Source organism: Pseudomonas sp. GM55, from assembly GCF_000282395.1.
In the GTDB taxonomy this organism is placed as follows: domain Bacteria; phylum Pseudomonadota; class Gammaproteobacteria; order Pseudomonadales; family Pseudomonadaceae; genus Aquipseudomonas; species Aquipseudomonas fluorescens_CC.
In genome coordinates, this window is sequence record NZ_AKJJ01000051.1 from 34,523 (window position 1) to 49,293 (window position 14,771).

Sequence of the window (14,771 nt, forward strand, 5' to 3'; positions counted from 1 at the left end):
AAAGAGCCTGCAATGCATCAATTGACTCTGGCCGAGATCGCCCGCGGACTCGCCGATAAAAAGTTTTCCTCCGAAGAGCTGACCAAAGTCCTGCTGGCGCGCATCGCCCTGCTCGATCCACAGCTCAACAGTTTCATCAGCCTCACCGAGGACCTGGCGCTCACGCAGGCGAAAGCCGCTGATGCACGCCGCGCCAATGGTGAGAGCGGCGCCCTGCTCGGCGCGCCGATCGCCCACAAGGACCTGTTCTGCACCCAGGGCATTCGCACCAGCTGCGGCTCGAAGATGCTCGACAACTTCAAGGCCCCGTACGACGCCACCGTCGTCGCCAAGCTGGCCGCTGCCGGCGCCGTGACCCTGGGCAAGACCAACATGGACGAGTTCGCCATGGGTTCGGCCAACGAGTCGAGCTACTACGGCGCAGTGAAAAACCCGTGGAACCTGGAACACGTGCCAGGCGGTTCGTCCGGTGGCTCGGCGGCGGCAGTTGCCGCTCGTCTGCTGCCTGCGGCCACCGGCACCGACACCGGTGGTTCGATTCGTCAGCCTGCGGCCCTGACTAACCTCACCGGCCTGAAACCGACGTACGGTCGTGTGTCGCGCTGGGGCATGATCGCTTACGCCTCCAGCCTCGATCAGGGCGGCCCTTTGGCTCGCACTGCCGAAGACTGCGCAATTTTGTTGCAAGGTATGGCCGGCTTCGATCCGAACGACTCCACCAGCATCGACGAGCCTGTGCCGGACTACAGCGCCAGCCTCAACGGCTCGCTGCAAGGCCTGCGTATCGGTGTGCCGAAAGAGTACTTCAGCGCCGGTCTCGACCCGCGCATTGCCGATCTGGTCATGGCCAGCGTCGAAGAGCTGAAAAAGCTCGGCGCCGTGGTCAAGGAAATCAGCCTGCCGAACATGCAGCACGCGATTCCTGCGTACTACGTGATCGCTCCGGCCGAAGCCTCTTCCAACCTGTCGCGTTTCGATGGCGTGCGTTTCGGCTATCGCTGCGCAGACCCGAAAAACCTCGAAGACCTGTACAAGCGCTCCCGTGGCGAAGGTTTCGGGACAGAAGTGCAGCGCCGCATCATGGTCGGTGCCTACGCCCTGTCCGCCGGTTACTACGATGCCTACTATCTGAAGGCGCAGAAGATTCGTCGCTTGATCAAGAACGACTTCATGGCCGCCTTCAATGAGGTCGACATCATCCTCGGCCCAACCACGCCAAACCCGGCCTGGAAGCTCGGCGCCAAGAACAGCGACCCGGTCGCTGCGTACCTGGAAGACGTCTACACCATCACCGCCAACCTCGCGGGCCTGCCAGGCCTGTCGATGCCGGCCGGTTTCGTCGATGGTCTGCCGGTCGGCGTGCAACTGCTCGCTCCGTATTTCCAGGAAGGCCGCTTGCTTAATGTTGCGCACCAGTACCAGTTGAATACTGACTGGCACACCCGCACCCCAACCGGCTTCTGAGGAGACACACATGCAATGGGAAGTCGTGATCGGGCTGGAGATTCACACCCAGCTCACCACCCGGTCGAAAATCTTTTCCGGTAGTTCCACCACCTTCGGTTCCGAGCCGAACACCCAGGCCAGCCTCGTAGACCTGGGCATGCCCGGCGTGCTGCCGGTGCTGAACCAGGAAGCGGTGCGCATGGCGGTGATGTTCGGTCTGGCGATTGACGCCGAGATCGGCCAGCACAACGTGTTCGCCCGTAAAAACTACTTCTACCCGGACCTGCCCAAGGGCTACCAGATCAGCCAGATGGAATTGCCGATCGTCGGCAAGGGCCACCTGGACATCGCCCTGGAAGACGGCACGGTCAAACGTGTCGGCATCACCCGCGCGCACCTGGAAGAAGACGCCGGCAAGAGCCTGCACGAAGAATTCAGCGGCGCCAGCGGCATCGACCTGAACCGTGCCGGCACGCCGTTGCTGGAGATCGTTTCCGAGCCGGACATGCGCAGCGCCAAGGAAGCCGTGGCTTACGTCAAGGCGATCCACGCGCTGGTGCGTTACCTGGGCATCTGTGACGGCAACATGGCCGAAGGCTCGCTGCGTTGCGACTGCAACGTGTCGATCCGCCCGAAAGGCCAGGCCGAGTTCGGCACGCGCTGCGAGATCAAGAACGTCAACTCGTTCCGTTTCATCGAGAAGGCGATCAACAGCGAAATCCAGCGTCAGATCGAACTGATCGAAGACGGCGGCAAAGTGATCCAGCAGACCCGTCTGTACGATCCGAACAAGGACGAGACCCGTCCGATGCGCAGCAAAGAGGAAGCCAACGACTACCGTTACTTCCCTGATCCAGACCTGCTGCCGGTGGTCATCGAGGACTCGTTCCTCAGCGACGTGCGCGCCACCCTGCCGGAACTGCCACCGCAGAAGCGCGAGCGCTTCCAGGCGCAGTTCGGTCTGTCGGCATACGACGCCAACGTGCTGGCCACCAGCCGTGAGCAAGCCGACTACTTCGAGCAAGTCGCGAGCATCAGCGGCGACGCCAAACTGGCGGCGAACTGGGTGATGGTCGAGTTGGGCAGCCTGCTCAACAAGCAAGGCCTGGACATCGAACAGTCGCCGGTTTCCGCAGAGCTTCTGGGCGGCATGCTGCTGCGCATCAAGGACAACACCATCTCCGGCAAAATCGCCAAGGTGGTGTTCGAAGCGATGGCCAACGGCGAAGGCAGCGCGGACGAGATCATCGACAAGCGCGGCCTCAAGCAAGTGACCGACAGCGGCGCCATCTCGGCGGTGCTGGACGAAATGCTCGCGGCCAACGCCGAGCAGGTCGAACAATACCGCGCGGCAGATGAAGCCAAGCGCGGCAAGATGTTCGGCTTCTTCGTCGGCCAGGCCATGAAAGCCTCCAAAGGCAAGGCCAACCCGCAACAAGTGAACGAATTGCTCAAAAGCAAACTCGAAGGCTGATAGAAATGGAGCCAGATTTCAGTCCTGGCTCAAAACCTTGTAGGAGCGAGCTTGCTCGCGATGGAATGTCAGTTGGCATCAAAGTGACTGACACACCATCGCGAGCAAGCTGGCTCCTACAGTTATTTCGGGAAACCTTCGAATGAAACGTCTGCTTGGCGCCTGCGCCCTCCTCTCGCTCCTGGCCGGTTGCGCCAGCACTGACACCGTCGACCCGCATGGCTACGACAAAACCGGTGTGGCTTCGTACTACGGTGCCAAACACCAAGGCAAACGCACCGCCAATGGCGAGCGTTTCGACAAGAATTCCATGACCGCCGCCCATCGCCAGCTACCCTTCGGTACGCGGGTGAAGGTGACTAATCTGAATAACGACAAATCCTGCGTGGTGCGTATCAATGATCGCGGGCCGCACACCCGTGGCCGCCTGATCGACCTGTCCCACGAAGCCGCCGCACGCCTGGGCATGATCAAAAGCGGCACAGCTCGGGTGCGGGTCCAGGCCCTCGACGACTGACCGATGGAGCCCCGACCATTTTCGGATTAGCCGATTTACCCCTGATCAGCGTGATCGAATTGCTCAGCGGATTGCTCCTGCTGATCGTTGGCGCCGAATTGATGGTACGCGCCGCCGTACGCATTGCCGCGCGGTTGCACATACGTCCGCTGATCATCGGCCTGACCATCGTCGCCCTCGGCAGCAGCGCGCCGCAAATGGCGGTCAGCCTGCAAGCGACCCTGGCGCATAACGCCGATATTGCCGTCGGCAGTGTGATCGGCAGCGGTATTTTCAACATCCTCGTCACCCTCGGGTTGTCCGCACTGATCATCCCGTTGCGGGTTTCCCGGCAACTGGTACGCCTGGATATTCCGCTGATGATCGGCGCCAGCCTGCTGGTGTTCGTACTCGCCTGGAATGAAGAACTGACCCGTGCCGACGGCGTGATGTTGCTGACAGCACTGGCGATTTACCTGGGCTTGTTGCTGCGCCAGTCACGGCATTCGGCGCGGCCAGTATCGAGCCATGACCACCATGCGCAAGCGCCATGGCTGAGCAGCCTGCTGATGATCGTCACCGGGTTGGCGATGCTGGTGTACGCCGGGCACTTGCTGTTGGGGGCTGCCGTTGCGGTCGCCACCGACCTTGGGTTGTCTGAGCGGATCATCGGCCTGACCATCGTCGCCGTCAGCACATCACTGCCTGAGCTCGCCACTTCGTTGATCGCCGCAATGCGCGGCGAGCGTGATATTGCCGTGGGCAACGTGATTGGCAGCAACCTGTTCAACCTGTTGGGCGTGCTCGGCTTTACCGCGCTGGTGGCGCCGTCGCCGCTATCGGTGTCGCCCAACGCCCTGGATTTCGACCTGCCGGTGATGCTCGGCGTCGCGGCGCTGTGCCTGCCAGTGTTCTACTCCGGCTACCGGGTGACCCGCGCCGAAGGCCTGCTGTTTCTGGGTTTGTACCTGGCGTATGGGCTGCACGTGGTGTCGTTCACCACGGGCATGCCACTGGCCGGCAAGCTGGAACACTTGATGCTGTTTTTCGTCCTGCCGGCGCTGGTGGCGTTTTTGCTGTTCACGTCGCTGCGCGCCTGGCGTCGCCAACACCATAAGAGGGAAATCCCATGACCGAGAATAAAAAACCCGGCGTTGAAGTCCGCCGCCAAGTGATGGGCGACGCCTTCGTCGACCGCGCACTGGGCAACGCCACCGAGTTCACCCAGCCGCTGCAGGATTTCGTCAATGAACACGCCTGGGGCGGTGTATGGAATCGCGACGGCCTGCCGCTGAAGACCCGCAGCCTGATCACCCTCGCCGCGTTGACCGCACTCAAGTGCCCGCAGGAGTTGAAAGGTCACGTACGCGGTGCACTGAACAACGGCTGCACCGTGGAAGAGATTCGCGAAGCGCTGCTGCATTGCGCGGTGTATGCCGGCGTGCCGGCGGCGATCGATGCGTTTCGCGCGGCGCAGGAAGTGATCGACAGCTACCAGAAGCCAGAGTGAGTCTTTGAAATTCAGGTTGCCTGATCTGGCGCCATCGCGGGCAAGTCGAAGAGGTCTGAAAGTACACAGCAAAACTGCCAGTCAGATCCACCCACCCCACTGCAAAAAGAAGATCCCGATGTTGGTGGTGACCGCCGCCATCAGCGTGGTGATCACGATGATCGCCGCCGCCAGTTCATGGTTACCATCCGCCGCCCGGGCCATGACGAAACTGGCAGCGGCGGTCGGGCTGCCGAAGTACAGAAACAGAATCCCCAGCTCCGCACCACGAAAACCCCACAGCCATGCACCCAGCGTCGCCAGCACCGGCAGGCCGATCATCTTCACCAGGCTTGAACTCAGCGCCATGTTGCCGCTTTTGCGCAGCGCCGCCAGCGACAGCGTACCGCCGATGCAGATCAACGCCAGTGGCAACGTGGTTTGCGCCAGATACTGGCCGGAGGTCTCGAGCCATCCCGGCAAGCCGATCTTGAAAAAGGCGAACGGTGCAGCCGCAATCACGCTGATGATCAGCGGGTTGCTGAACACGCTTTTGCAGATACTCCAGGGATCGGACTTGATCACCGGGCTGTACACCGCCAGCACGATGGTCGACAGGGTGTTGTAAAACAGGATCACCAACGCAGCGAGAATTGCCCCGAGGGAAATCCCGTAGCTGCCGTACATGCTCGCCGCCAGTGCCAGGCCGATGACCCCATTGTTACCGCGAAAGGCGCCCTGGGTGTAGATCCCGCGATCCTCTCTTGGGCACTTGAGGATCGCCCAGCCCCAGGCAATCGCGAAGCACACCAGAGTCGCCACGGAAAAGTAGATCAGCAATGCCGGTTGCAACGCCGCGTGCAGATCGGCATGCAGGATGCCCAGAAACAGCAGCGCCGGCATGGTGACGTTGAACACCAATGCCGACGCCGTGTGGATGAAATTGTCATTGATCCAGTCGATGCGTTTGAGCAGCCCCCCCAGAAACAGCATGGCAAACACCGGCGCGGTGATGTTCAGGGTTTCGAGGAAAATTGCCAGCATGCCGGGAGGACCTTGGGGTGTGCGTCGTTAGGGGGCTAATGATAAGCCACTGGGGACGTTGGCGTCTGGTAGATCGCCTTCGCTGGCAAGCCAGCTCCTACAGGTTCAGCGCAATCCCTGTAGGAGCTGGCTTGCCAGCGAAGAACGATAACGCGGTCTCAGGTAATAGGCGCCGGGTTGAACAGGGTAATGTCGTTATGCAGCTTATGCTGCTCCGCCCACGTCAGTTTCTTCCCACTGGCAACATCCAGGTAATAGTGGAACAGCTCCCAACCGAGCTCCTCGATAGATGCGCGCCCGGTGGCAATGCGCCCGGCGTCGATGTCGATCAGGTCCGGCCAGCGTTGCGCCAGTTCGGTCCGGGTCGAGACCTTCACCACCGGCGCCATGGCCAAACCGTAAGGCGTGCCGCGACCGGTAGTGAATACATGCAGGTTCATCCCCGCCGCCAACTGCAACGTCCCGCAGACAAAGTCGCTGGCCGGGGTCGCACAGAAGATCAGGCCTTTGCGCTTGAAACGCTCGCCAGGGCCAAGCACACCATTGATCGCGCTGCTGCCGGACTTGACGATCGAGCCCAATGATTTCTCGACAATGTTCGACAGCCCGCCCTTCTTGTTGCCCGGCGTGGTGTTGGCACTGCGATCCGCTTCGCCCTTGGCCAGGTAACGGTCGTACCAGTCCATTTCCCGCACCAGTTCCTGGGCGACGTCCTGGTTTTCCGCGCGGGAGGTCAGCAGATAAATGGCATCGCGCACTTCGGTGACTTCGGAAAACATCACCGTCGCACCAGCCCGCAGCAGCAGGTCCGAGGCATAGCCGAGTGCCGGGTTGGCGGTGATGCCGGAGAACGCATCACTACCGCCGCACTGCATGCCGAGGATCAGCTCGGACGCCGGCACGGTTTCCCGGCGGCGTTGATCAAGTTTCTTCAGACGGACTTCGGCCAGCGTCATGATCTGCTCGATCATCTCGGTGAAGCCGTGACTGGAATCCTGCAAGCGGTACAACCACGGCTCGCTGAGATCCACCGAGCTGTCGTTGTCGTGCATCACCTGTCCGGCCTGCAATTTCTCGCAGCCCAGGCTGATCACCAGGGCTTCGCCGCCCAGGTTCGGGTTGCGCGCCAGGTTGCGCACGGTGCGGATCGGGATGTAGGCATCGGTGGCGGTGATCGCCACGCCGCAGCCGTAGCTGTGGGTCAGCGCCACCACATCATCGACGTGCGGGTACTTGGGCAGCAACTCGGCCTTGATACGCTTGACCGCATGATCGAGCACGCCGGTCACGCATTGCACGGTGGTGGTGATACCGAGAATGTTGCGCGTGCCGACGGTGCCATCGGCGTTGCGATAACCCTCGAAGGTGTAGCCTTCCAGCGGTGCCTGCGCGGCCGGCACGTCGGTGGACAGCGGCAGGCTGTCCAGCGGCGGCGCAGTGGGCATGCGCAGTTGATCTTCCTTGACCCAACTGCCGCGGGGGATCGGCTGCAAGGCGTAGCCGATGGTCTGGCCGTAACGAATCACCTGACCACCTTCGGGAATGTCTTCCAGGGTGACCTTGTGGCTCTGTGGCACGAAGTCCACGGTGACCAGGCCGTCCGCAAACTCGGTACCGGCCGGAACCCCCTGATCGTTGACCACGATCACTACGTTGTCCCGCTCGTGCAGGCGGATGTAGCGCGGCGAGTCGGAATGTTCAATCAACTGCATGACGCCGCTCCTCAGGAATGCGCTTGAGACATTTTGCCAGGGGCTTCAGAACCGTTCGCTGGTGGCTCTTTGAGCACCACACGCTTGATCGGGCCCACGATGACCAGATAGCTGAACACCGCGACCAACGCGTTGCAACCGACAAACACCAGCGCCCACTTGAACGAACCGGTAGAGCTGATGATGTAGCCGATGACGATCGGCGTGGTGATGGAAGCCAGGTTGCCGAAGGTATTGAACAGGCCACCGCTCAGGCCTGCGATCTGCTTCGGCGAGGTGTCGGACACCACCGCCCAGCCCAATGCACCAACGCCTTTGCCGAAGAATGCCAGGGCCATGAAGCCGACGACCATCCATTCAACATCGACGTAGTTGCACGCCACGATGCTGCTGGAAACCAGCAGGCCGGCGATGATCGGCGCCTTGCGGGCGAAGGTCAGCGAATGGCCCTTGCGCAGCAGGTAATCGGAAATCACCCCGCCGAGCACACCACCGATGAAGCCGCAGATCGCTGGCAAGGACGCAATGAAACCGGCCTTGAGAATGGTCATGCCGCGCTCTTGTACCAGGTACACCGGGAACCAGGTCAGGAAGAAGTAAGTGATGCCGTTGATGCAGTACTGGCCCAGGTACACGCCGAGCATCATGCGGTTGGTCAGCAGTTGGCGGATGTAGTCCCACTTCGGGCCGTCGACTTTCTTGCCTTTGCCCTTGTCCTGGTCCATGTCGACCATGCCGCCGTTGTCGGCGATGTGTTTGAACTCGGCGTCATTGATCATCGGATGCTGGCGCGGGCTGTGGATAACCTTGAGCCAGATCCCTGAGAAGATGATGCCAATCACGCCCATGACGATGAACACGTGTTGCCAGCCGAAGCTGTAGACGATCCAGCCCATCAGCGGTGCGAACAGCACGGTGGCGAAGTATTGCGCCGAGTTGAAGATCGCCGAGGCGGTGCCGCGTTCAGCGGTCGGGAACCAGGCCGCCACGATGCGCGCGTTACCGGGGAAGGACGGCGCTTCGGCCAGGCCCACCAGGAAACGCAGCATGAACAGCGCAACCACCGCCGTGGACATGCCGAACTCGCCGACATACCCCTGCAGGACCGTGAACAGCGACCAGGTGAAGATGCTCAACGCATAGATTTTTTTCGAACCGAAACGGTCCAGCAGCCAGCCACCGGGAATTTGCCCGGCCACGTAGGCCCAACCGAATGCGGAGAAGATGTAGCCGAGGGTAACGGCATCAATGCCCAGGTCTTTCTGCAGGCTGGAGCCGGCGATGGCGATGGTAGCGCGGTCGGCGTAGTTGATCGTGGTCACCAGAAACAGCATGAGCAGGATCAGATAGCGGACGTGAGTCGGCTTGGTCGATTGCATGTAGATGTACTCCCACTGATTATTTTTATGCGGGTAATAACGGTGTTCTGTAGGAGCGAGCTTGCTCGCGATGGTGGTCAACGATGACGCGGGGCATCAGGCTGAACTTCGCGACCTCGAGACCATCGCGAGCCGAGCTCGCTCCTACAGGGGGCGCGGTATCGTTGCCAATACCGCGGTGTTTCTTGTTACGAGCCGATGTAGCTGGTCTTCACGACCGTGTAGAACTCTTGCGCATAGCGACCTTGCTCACGTGATCCATAGGATGAACCTTTACGCCCACCGAACGGAACGTGGTAATCCACACCGGCGGTCGGCAGGTTGACCATCACCATCCCGGCCTGGGAGTGGCGCTTGAAGTGGTTGGCGTATTTCAACGAGGTGGTGGCGATGCCCGCCGACAGGCCGAACTCGGTGTCGTTGGCCATGGCCAGCGCGGCGTCGTAGTCGGCCACGCGCACCACGTTGGCTACCGGGCCGAAGATCTCTTCACGGCTGATGCGCATCGCGGCTTCACTGTCGGCAAACAGGGTTGGCGCGAGGAAGAAGCCTTCAGTATCGCAGGTCACCAGACCACCGCCGCTGACCAGGCGTGCACCTTCGGACTGGCCGATGTCGATGTACTTCATGTCCTGTTCAAGTTGAGCTTGGGAGGCCACCGGACCGATGTCGGTGCCAGCCTTCAAGGCGTGACCGACCTTGATCGACTTCATGCGCTCGGCCATGGCTTCGACGAATTTGTCGTGGATGCCGGCGGTGACGATGAAGCGGCTCGATGCGGTGCAACGCTGGCCAGTGGAATAGAACGCGCTCTGCACCGACAACTCGACCGCTTGCTTGAGGTCGGCGTCGTCGAGAATGATCTGCGGGTTCTTGCCGCCCATTTCCAGCTGGACCTTGGCCTGACGCGATACGCAGTTGACCGCGATCTGACGACCCACGCCCACGGAACCGGTGAAGCTGATGCCATCGACTTTCGGGCTGTTGACCAGTGCATCGCCTACCACGCGACCGCTGCCCATCACCAGGTTGAACACACCGGCCGGGAAGCCGGCGCGTGAGATGATTTCGGCCAGGGCCCAGGCGCAACCCGGTACCAGGTCGGCAGGTTTGAGCACGACGCAGTTACCGTAGGCCAGGGCTGGAGCGATTTTCCATGCCGGGATGGCAATCGGGAAGTTCCACGGGGTGATCAGACCGACCACGCCCAAGGCTTCGCGAGTGACTTCAACGTTGACGCCTGGACGCACCGACGGCAGAAAGTCGCCGGACAGACGCAGGCACTCGCCGGCGAAGAATTTGAAGATGTTGCCGGCGCGGGTCACTTCGCCGATGGCTTCAGGCAGGGTCTTGCCCTCTTCCCTGGCCAGCAGGGTGCCGAGCTCTTCGCGACGGGCGAGGATCTCGGTACCGACTTTATCCAGGGAATCGTGACGGGCCTGAATGCCCGAAACCGACCACGCCGGGAATGCGGCACGGGCGGCGTCGATGGCGGCGTGGACCTGCGCCAGGTCAGCCTTGGCGTAGTCGCCGATGGCGTCGCTCAGTTCGGACGGGTTGATGTTGACCGAGTAATCGGCACCGGCGACCCATTCACCGTTGATGTAGTTGTCGTAGCGCTTTGTCACGAGTCGTTCTCCTCACGCAAAAAGCCGCTGATCGCTCAGCGGCTCCGGTTTGATCGTTGTTATTGCGCACCCTGCTTGTCGATCAGCGCGGCGAGCATTTCGTACTCTTCGCCGGTCAGATCTGTCAGCGGTGCACGCACGGGACCTGCGTCGTAGCCGGCAATTTTTGCCCCGGCCTTGACGATGCTCACCGCATAACCGGCCTTGCGGTTACGGATGTCCAGGTACGGCAGGAAGAAGTCATCGATGATCTTGCCAACGGTGGCGTGATCTTCGCGAGCGATGGCGTGGTAGAAGTCCATCGCGGTTTTCGGGATGAAGTTGAACACCGCCGAGGAGTAGACCGGTACGCCCAGGGCCTTGTAGGCCGCGGCGTAGACTTCAGCGGTCGGCAAGCCACCCAGGTAGCTGAAGCGATCACCGAGGCGGCGACGGATCGACACCATCAACTCGATATCACCCAGGCCATCCTTGTAACCGATCAGGTTCGGGCAGCGCTCGGCCAGACGTTCCAGCAGCGGCGCGTTCAGGCGGCAGACGTTACGGTTGTAGACCACCACACCGATGTTCACCGATTTGCACACGGCTTCAACGTGAGCGGCAACGCCGTCCTGGCTGGCTTCGGTCAGGTAGTGCGGCAGCAGCAACAGGCCTTTGGCGCCCAGACGCTCGGCTTCCTGAGCGTATTCGATAGCCTGGCGGGTCGAACCACCGACACCGGCGAGGATTGGCACGCTGCTGGCGCAGGTGTCGACGGCGGTCTTGATGATTTCCGAGTATTCGCTGGCGGCCAGGGAGAAGAACTCACCGGTGCCGCCCGCGGCGAACAGCGCCGAGGCGCCGTATGGGGCCAGCCATTCGAGACGCTTGATGTAACCCGCGCGATTGAAGTCGCCCTGAGCATTGAAATCGGTGACCGGGAAAGACAGCAGACCGGCAGAGAGGATGGACTTCAGTTCTTGTGGATTCATTATTCGAACACCCTGGATAGCGACGTTGTGTGAAAAAACCGTTCAGCCCGCGCTGAAGTTGTAGGTCATCGTACAACTTAAAATACAACCGTCAACTGCATTTCATCGCTGCGGGGAAAAATTGTTCGACAAGAAAGGTTGGGAAGTAGAGTTTAAGCGGCTTTCAGCGCAGGCATGCAGGATGGAAGCGTCTGGATAAACCAGTGCTTCAGAGATACGTTGTCGGAAGATTCACGAAATCTACGGGTTTTGTTTTATGGCTTACGGCCCTATCGCGAGCAAGCTCGCTCCCACAGGGATCGGGTGCATGATCTCAATTTTGTGATCGACACAAGACACTGTGGGAGCGACTTGCTCCGGGCGGCGTTCCGACGATGGCGGTAGATCAGGCAAGCAATACCTGGGGGCAAATTGCTTACCCCCGCTGCGCCTCAGCCTCTTCATGGGCATGACGCAACCGCTCGCGGCTATTGGTCAGGTGCAGGCGCATCGCCGCACGGGCCGCATCGGAATCCTGACGGGCAATGGCGTCGTAGATTTCCTCGTGCTCACGGCTCAGGCGACTCATGTAGTGCTGCTGGTCGTCATGGGCCAGTCGCGCGGAATTGAGCCGTGTGCGCGGAATGATGCTGGTGCCCAGGTGGGTCATGATGTCGGTGAAGTAGCGGTTGCCGGTGGACAGCGCAATTTCGAGGTGGAAGGCGAAATCCGACGCCACGGCATCACTGGCATGGGCGGCGCTTTCATTCAAGGCATCGAGGGCAGCGCGCATGTTGGCCAGTTGTTCCGGACTGCGACGTTGCGCCGCCAGCCCGGCAGACTCCACCTCAAGACTGATGCGCAGCTCCAGGATCGCCAGCACATCGCGCAAGGTCACCACCGTAGCCGGGTCGATACGAAAGCCGCTCGGGCTCGGCGTGTCGAGCACGAAAGTGCCGATACCGTGGCGGGTTTCCACCTGGCCGGCCGCCTGCAAACGGGATATCGCTTCGCGCACCACGGTGCGGCTGACACCATGGGCATCCATGATGGCCGACTCGGTAGGCAGCTTGTCGCCACGCTTGAGATGACCATCGCGGATCTGCTCGGACAGCACCGTCACCAGTTCCTGAGCGAGGCTGCGGCGCTTGCGTGGGAGGCGTGGTGCGTCGTTCGGGTTTTCCATGGTGAACATCTGTCTCGAAAAGTTCGGCTGCTGTAACGCGCATCATAGCGCAACGCGGTTGTACGATCACCTCACCCCTGTAGGAGCTGGCTTGCCAGCGATAGCCGTAACGCGGTTTGTCTGTGGAACTGCGTTATCGTTCTTCGCTGGCAAGCCAGCTCCTACGGGGGGGCATGACGCTTATGCGGTCACGGTCTGATCCACCAGATGGCCATTCTCGATACGGATGTGGCGCGGATGGAAGCGCTTCAGACTGCTGCGATGACCGACGCTGACAATGCTCAACCCCGGCAACTCATCGATCAGCGCCTGATACAGCGTGGCCTCGTCTTCTTCGTCCATCGCCGAGGTCGCTTCGTCCATATACAGCCATTGCGGTGCATAAAGCAGCGCACGGGCAAAGGCCAGGCGCTGCTGCTCACCCGGCGACAACATGCGCTGCCAGTGGTTGGCTTCGTCGAGACGGGCAATCAGGTGCGGCAGGCGACAGGTTTCCAGCACCTGCACGTAGCGCTCATTCGGATAGGTATCGCCGGGCTGTGGATAACTGAGGACATCACGCAGGGCGCCAATCGGCAAATACGGTTTTTGCGGCAGGAACAGGTAGCGCGCCGATGGCAGGCGAATACTGCCGTGGCCGGTCGGCCACAGATGCCCCATCGCCCGCAGCAGGGTCGACTTGCCGCTGCCGGAACGACCGCTGAGCATCACGCGGTCGCCCTCCTCCACGGTCATGTCGGCGTTGGTCAGCAGGTGACGACCTTCGGCCAGGTCGAGGCCGAGGTTGTGCACCTTCAGAACGGAGCCCGAATTCTGTACGTCGATCGCCGGTGCACGCCCTTCGTTGTCACTCATGGCCTGGTGGAAGCTCAACAGACGATCGCAGGTAGCGCGCCAGGAAGCGAGGCTCTGGTACGCACTGATAAACCAGCTGAAGCTTTCCTGCACGTTACCGAATGCCGAGCTGATCTGCATCAGTTCGCCGAGTTCGATCTTGCCGGAGAGATAACGCGGCGCCGCCACCATGAAGGGGAAGATGATCGCGGCCTGACTGTAACCAGCGGTGAAGAAAGTCAGGCGCTTGGACACTTTCATGATGTCCCAGAAGTTATGCCAGACCATCCCGAAGCGGCCGCTCAACCGACGATTTTCGTTCGGCTCGCCGTTGTACAACGCAATGCTTTCGGCATTCTCGCGAATCCGCACCATGGAAAAACGCAGGTCGGCTTCGAAACGTTGTTGTTGGTTGTTCAGGCCGATCAGGCGACGACCGATCAAATGTGTCAGCCAACTGCCGACCACCGCGTAAACCAGTACGCACCAGAACATGTAGCCAGGAATGGTGATGCCGAACACTTCGATACTGCCCGACACACCCCACAGAATGATCGAGAACGACACCAGGCTGACGATATTGCGCAGCAACCCGATACCCAGCTCAAGGGTGTTCGAGGTGAAGTTGTTGAGGTCTTCGGAAATCCGCTGGTCCGGGTTATCGGTGTAACCGCCCTGCTCCAGCTGGTAGTAGTTCTTGTCACCCAGCCAGCGGGTGAAATGCTTTTCGGTGAGCCATGCCCGCCAGCGGATCGTCAGCATCTGCGTCAGGTAGAGCCGATACACCGCGCCGACGATCGCCACCGCCGCAATCGCGCAGAAATACAGGATCAGTTGCCAGAACGCTGCCTCGTCCTTCTTTTGCAGGGCGTTGTAGAAGTCCTTGTACCAGGTGTTGAACCACACCGAGATGCCCACGCTGATCAGCGACAGCGCAATCACCGCGATCAGCAGTGTCCAGGCCTTGATCTTCTCTTCACTGCGCCAGTAAGGCGTGATCATCGCCCACACTTTGCGAAAAAACCGCCCGCGCACGGCATCGTTGACCGCGGAATACTCAGCGTTCTGATTCATGGAAAAGGCTCGATAGAGAAAAGAACACGCACGAACCGATCATAGAGGATCGGTTCGGT

Annotated in this window: 12 protein-coding genes; 5 read left to right on the forward strand and 7 right to left on the reverse strand. The window is 60.7% G+C overall.

Translation table 11 applies throughout. The features are described from left to right. Positions 1–12: 12 nt before the first annotated feature. From gatA to PMI31_RS14095, 5 genes are all read left to right on the forward strand, one after another. Positions 13–1,464, forward strand: coding sequence for an Asp-tRNA(Asn)/Glu-tRNA(Gln) amidotransferase subunit GatA (gatA, locus tag PMI31_RS14075; RefSeq protein WP_008018729.1), 1,452 nt, complete (start codon positions 13–15; stop codon positions 1,462–1,464). Between the two features lie 10 nt (positions 1,465–1,474). After that, positions 1,475–2,920 carry an Asp-tRNA(Asn)/Glu-tRNA(Gln) amidotransferase subunit GatB gene (gene gatB, locus PMI31_RS14080; protein WP_008018730.1) on the forward strand — a complete coding sequence of 482 codons (1,446 nt, stop codon included), beginning with the start codon at positions 1,475–1,477 and terminating at the stop codon, positions 2,918–2,920. Positions 2,921–3,062: 142 nt separating this feature from the next. Beyond that, positions 3,063–3,437 (forward strand): septal ring lytic transglycosylase RlpA family protein, encoded by a 375-nt coding sequence (locus PMI31_RS14085; RefSeq protein WP_008018731.1) that lies wholly within the window; start codon positions 3,063–3,065, stop codon positions 3,435–3,437. Between the two features lie 50 nt (positions 3,438–3,487). Next, positions 3,488–4,549 carry a calcium/sodium antiporter gene (locus tag PMI31_RS14090; RefSeq protein WP_008018732.1) on the forward strand — a complete coding sequence of 354 codons (1,062 nt, stop codon included), beginning with the start codon at positions 3,488–3,490 and terminating at the stop codon, positions 4,547–4,549. Then, the gene (locus tag PMI31_RS14095; RefSeq protein WP_008018733.1) at positions 4,546–4,926 is read left to right on the forward strand and encodes a carboxymuconolactone decarboxylase family protein; all 381 of its coding nucleotides are present in this window, start codon (positions 4,546–4,548) and stop codon (positions 4,924–4,926) included. Before PMI31_RS14090 ends, PMI31_RS14095 begins: the two co-directional genes overlap by 4 nt. Before the next feature lie 81 nt (positions 4,927–5,007). Here the strand turns inward: PMI31_RS14095 and PMI31_RS14100 are convergent, their stop codons facing one another. The 7 genes from PMI31_RS14100 to PMI31_RS14130 all read right to left on the reverse strand — a co-directional run bounded on the left by PMI31_RS14100 (position 5,008) and on the right by PMI31_RS14130 (position 14,712). Continuing rightward, positions 5,008–5,949: an AEC family transporter gene (locus tag PMI31_RS14100; protein WP_008018734.1), complete on the reverse strand. Its 942-nt coding sequence runs from the start codon at positions 5,947–5,949 to the stop codon at positions 5,008–5,010. A 158-nt stretch (positions 5,950–6,107) separates the two neighbouring features. After that, positions 6,108–7,661: a galactarate dehydratase gene (gene garD / locus PMI31_RS14105; RefSeq protein ID WP_008018735.1), complete on the reverse strand. Its 1,554-nt coding sequence runs from the start codon at positions 7,659–7,661 to the stop codon at positions 6,108–6,110. Between the two features lie 11 nt (positions 7,662–7,672). Continuing rightward, positions 7,673–9,040: an MFS transporter gene (locus PMI31_RS14110; RefSeq protein WP_008018736.1), complete on the reverse strand. Its 1,368-nt coding sequence runs from the start codon at positions 9,038–9,040 to the stop codon at positions 7,673–7,675. 188 nt (positions 9,041–9,228) lie between these two features. After that, entirely contained in the window at positions 9,229–10,668 is a 1,440-nt protein-coding gene (locus PMI31_RS14115) for an aldehyde dehydrogenase family protein (protein WP_008018737.1), read from the reverse strand. Between the two features lie 59 nt (positions 10,669–10,727). Continuing rightward, positions 10,728–11,639: a 5-dehydro-4-deoxyglucarate dehydratase gene (kdgD, locus tag PMI31_RS14120; RefSeq protein ID WP_008018738.1), complete on the reverse strand. Its 912-nt coding sequence runs from the start codon at positions 11,637–11,639 to the stop codon at positions 10,728–10,730. A gap of 415 nt (positions 11,640–12,054) precedes the next feature. After that, complete coding sequence (locus tag PMI31_RS14125; RefSeq protein ID WP_008018739.1) at positions 12,055–12,804, reverse strand: FadR/GntR family transcriptional regulator; 750 nt, start codon at positions 12,802–12,804, stop codon at positions 12,055–12,057. Positions 12,805–12,984: 180 nt separating this feature from the next. Then, positions 12,985–14,712 carry an ABC transporter ATP-binding protein/permease gene (locus PMI31_RS14130; RefSeq protein ID WP_008018740.1) on the reverse strand — a complete coding sequence of 576 codons (1,728 nt, stop codon included), beginning with the start codon at positions 14,710–14,712 and terminating at the stop codon, positions 12,985–12,987. Positions 14,713–14,771 lie beyond the last annotated feature (59 nt).

Excerpts from the sequence above, each read along its gene's own strand:
- gatB (WP_008018730.1), top strand. The coding sequence starts at position 1,475 with ATGCAATGGGAAGTCGTGATCGGGCTGGAGATTCACACCCAGCTCACC.
- PMI31_RS14125 (WP_008018739.1), bottom strand. The coding sequence starts at position 12,804 with ATGGAAAACCCGAACGACGCACCACGCCTCCCACGCAAGCGCCGCAGC.
- PMI31_RS14085 (WP_008018731.1), top strand. The coding sequence starts at position 3,063 with ATGAAACGTCTGCTTGGCGCCTGCGCCCTCCTCTCGCTCCTGGCCGGT.
- PMI31_RS14130 (WP_008018740.1), bottom strand. The coding sequence starts at position 14,712 with ATGAATCAGAACGCTGAGTATTCCGCGGTCAACGATGCCGTGCGCGGG.
- PMI31_RS14110 (WP_008018736.1), bottom strand. The coding sequence starts at position 9,040 with ATGCAATCGACCAAGCCGACTCACGTCCGCTATCTGATCCTGCTCATG.
- PMI31_RS14095 (WP_008018733.1), top strand. The coding sequence starts at position 4,546 with ATGACCGAGAATAAAAAACCCGGCGTTGAAGTCCGCCGCCAAGTGATG.
- garD (WP_008018735.1), bottom strand. The coding sequence starts at position 7,661 with ATGCAGTTGATTGAACATTCCGACTCGCCGCGCTACATCCGCCTGCAC.
- gatA (WP_008018729.1), top strand. The coding sequence starts at position 13 with ATGCATCAATTGACTCTGGCCGAGATCGCCCGCGGACTCGCCGATAAA.
- kdgD (WP_008018738.1), bottom strand. The coding sequence starts at position 11,639 with ATGAATCCACAAGAACTGAAGTCCATCCTCTCTGCCGGTCTGCTGTCT.
- PMI31_RS14100 (WP_008018734.1), bottom strand. The coding sequence starts at position 5,949 with ATGCTGGCAATTTTCCTCGAAACCCTGAACATCACCGCGCCGGTGTTT.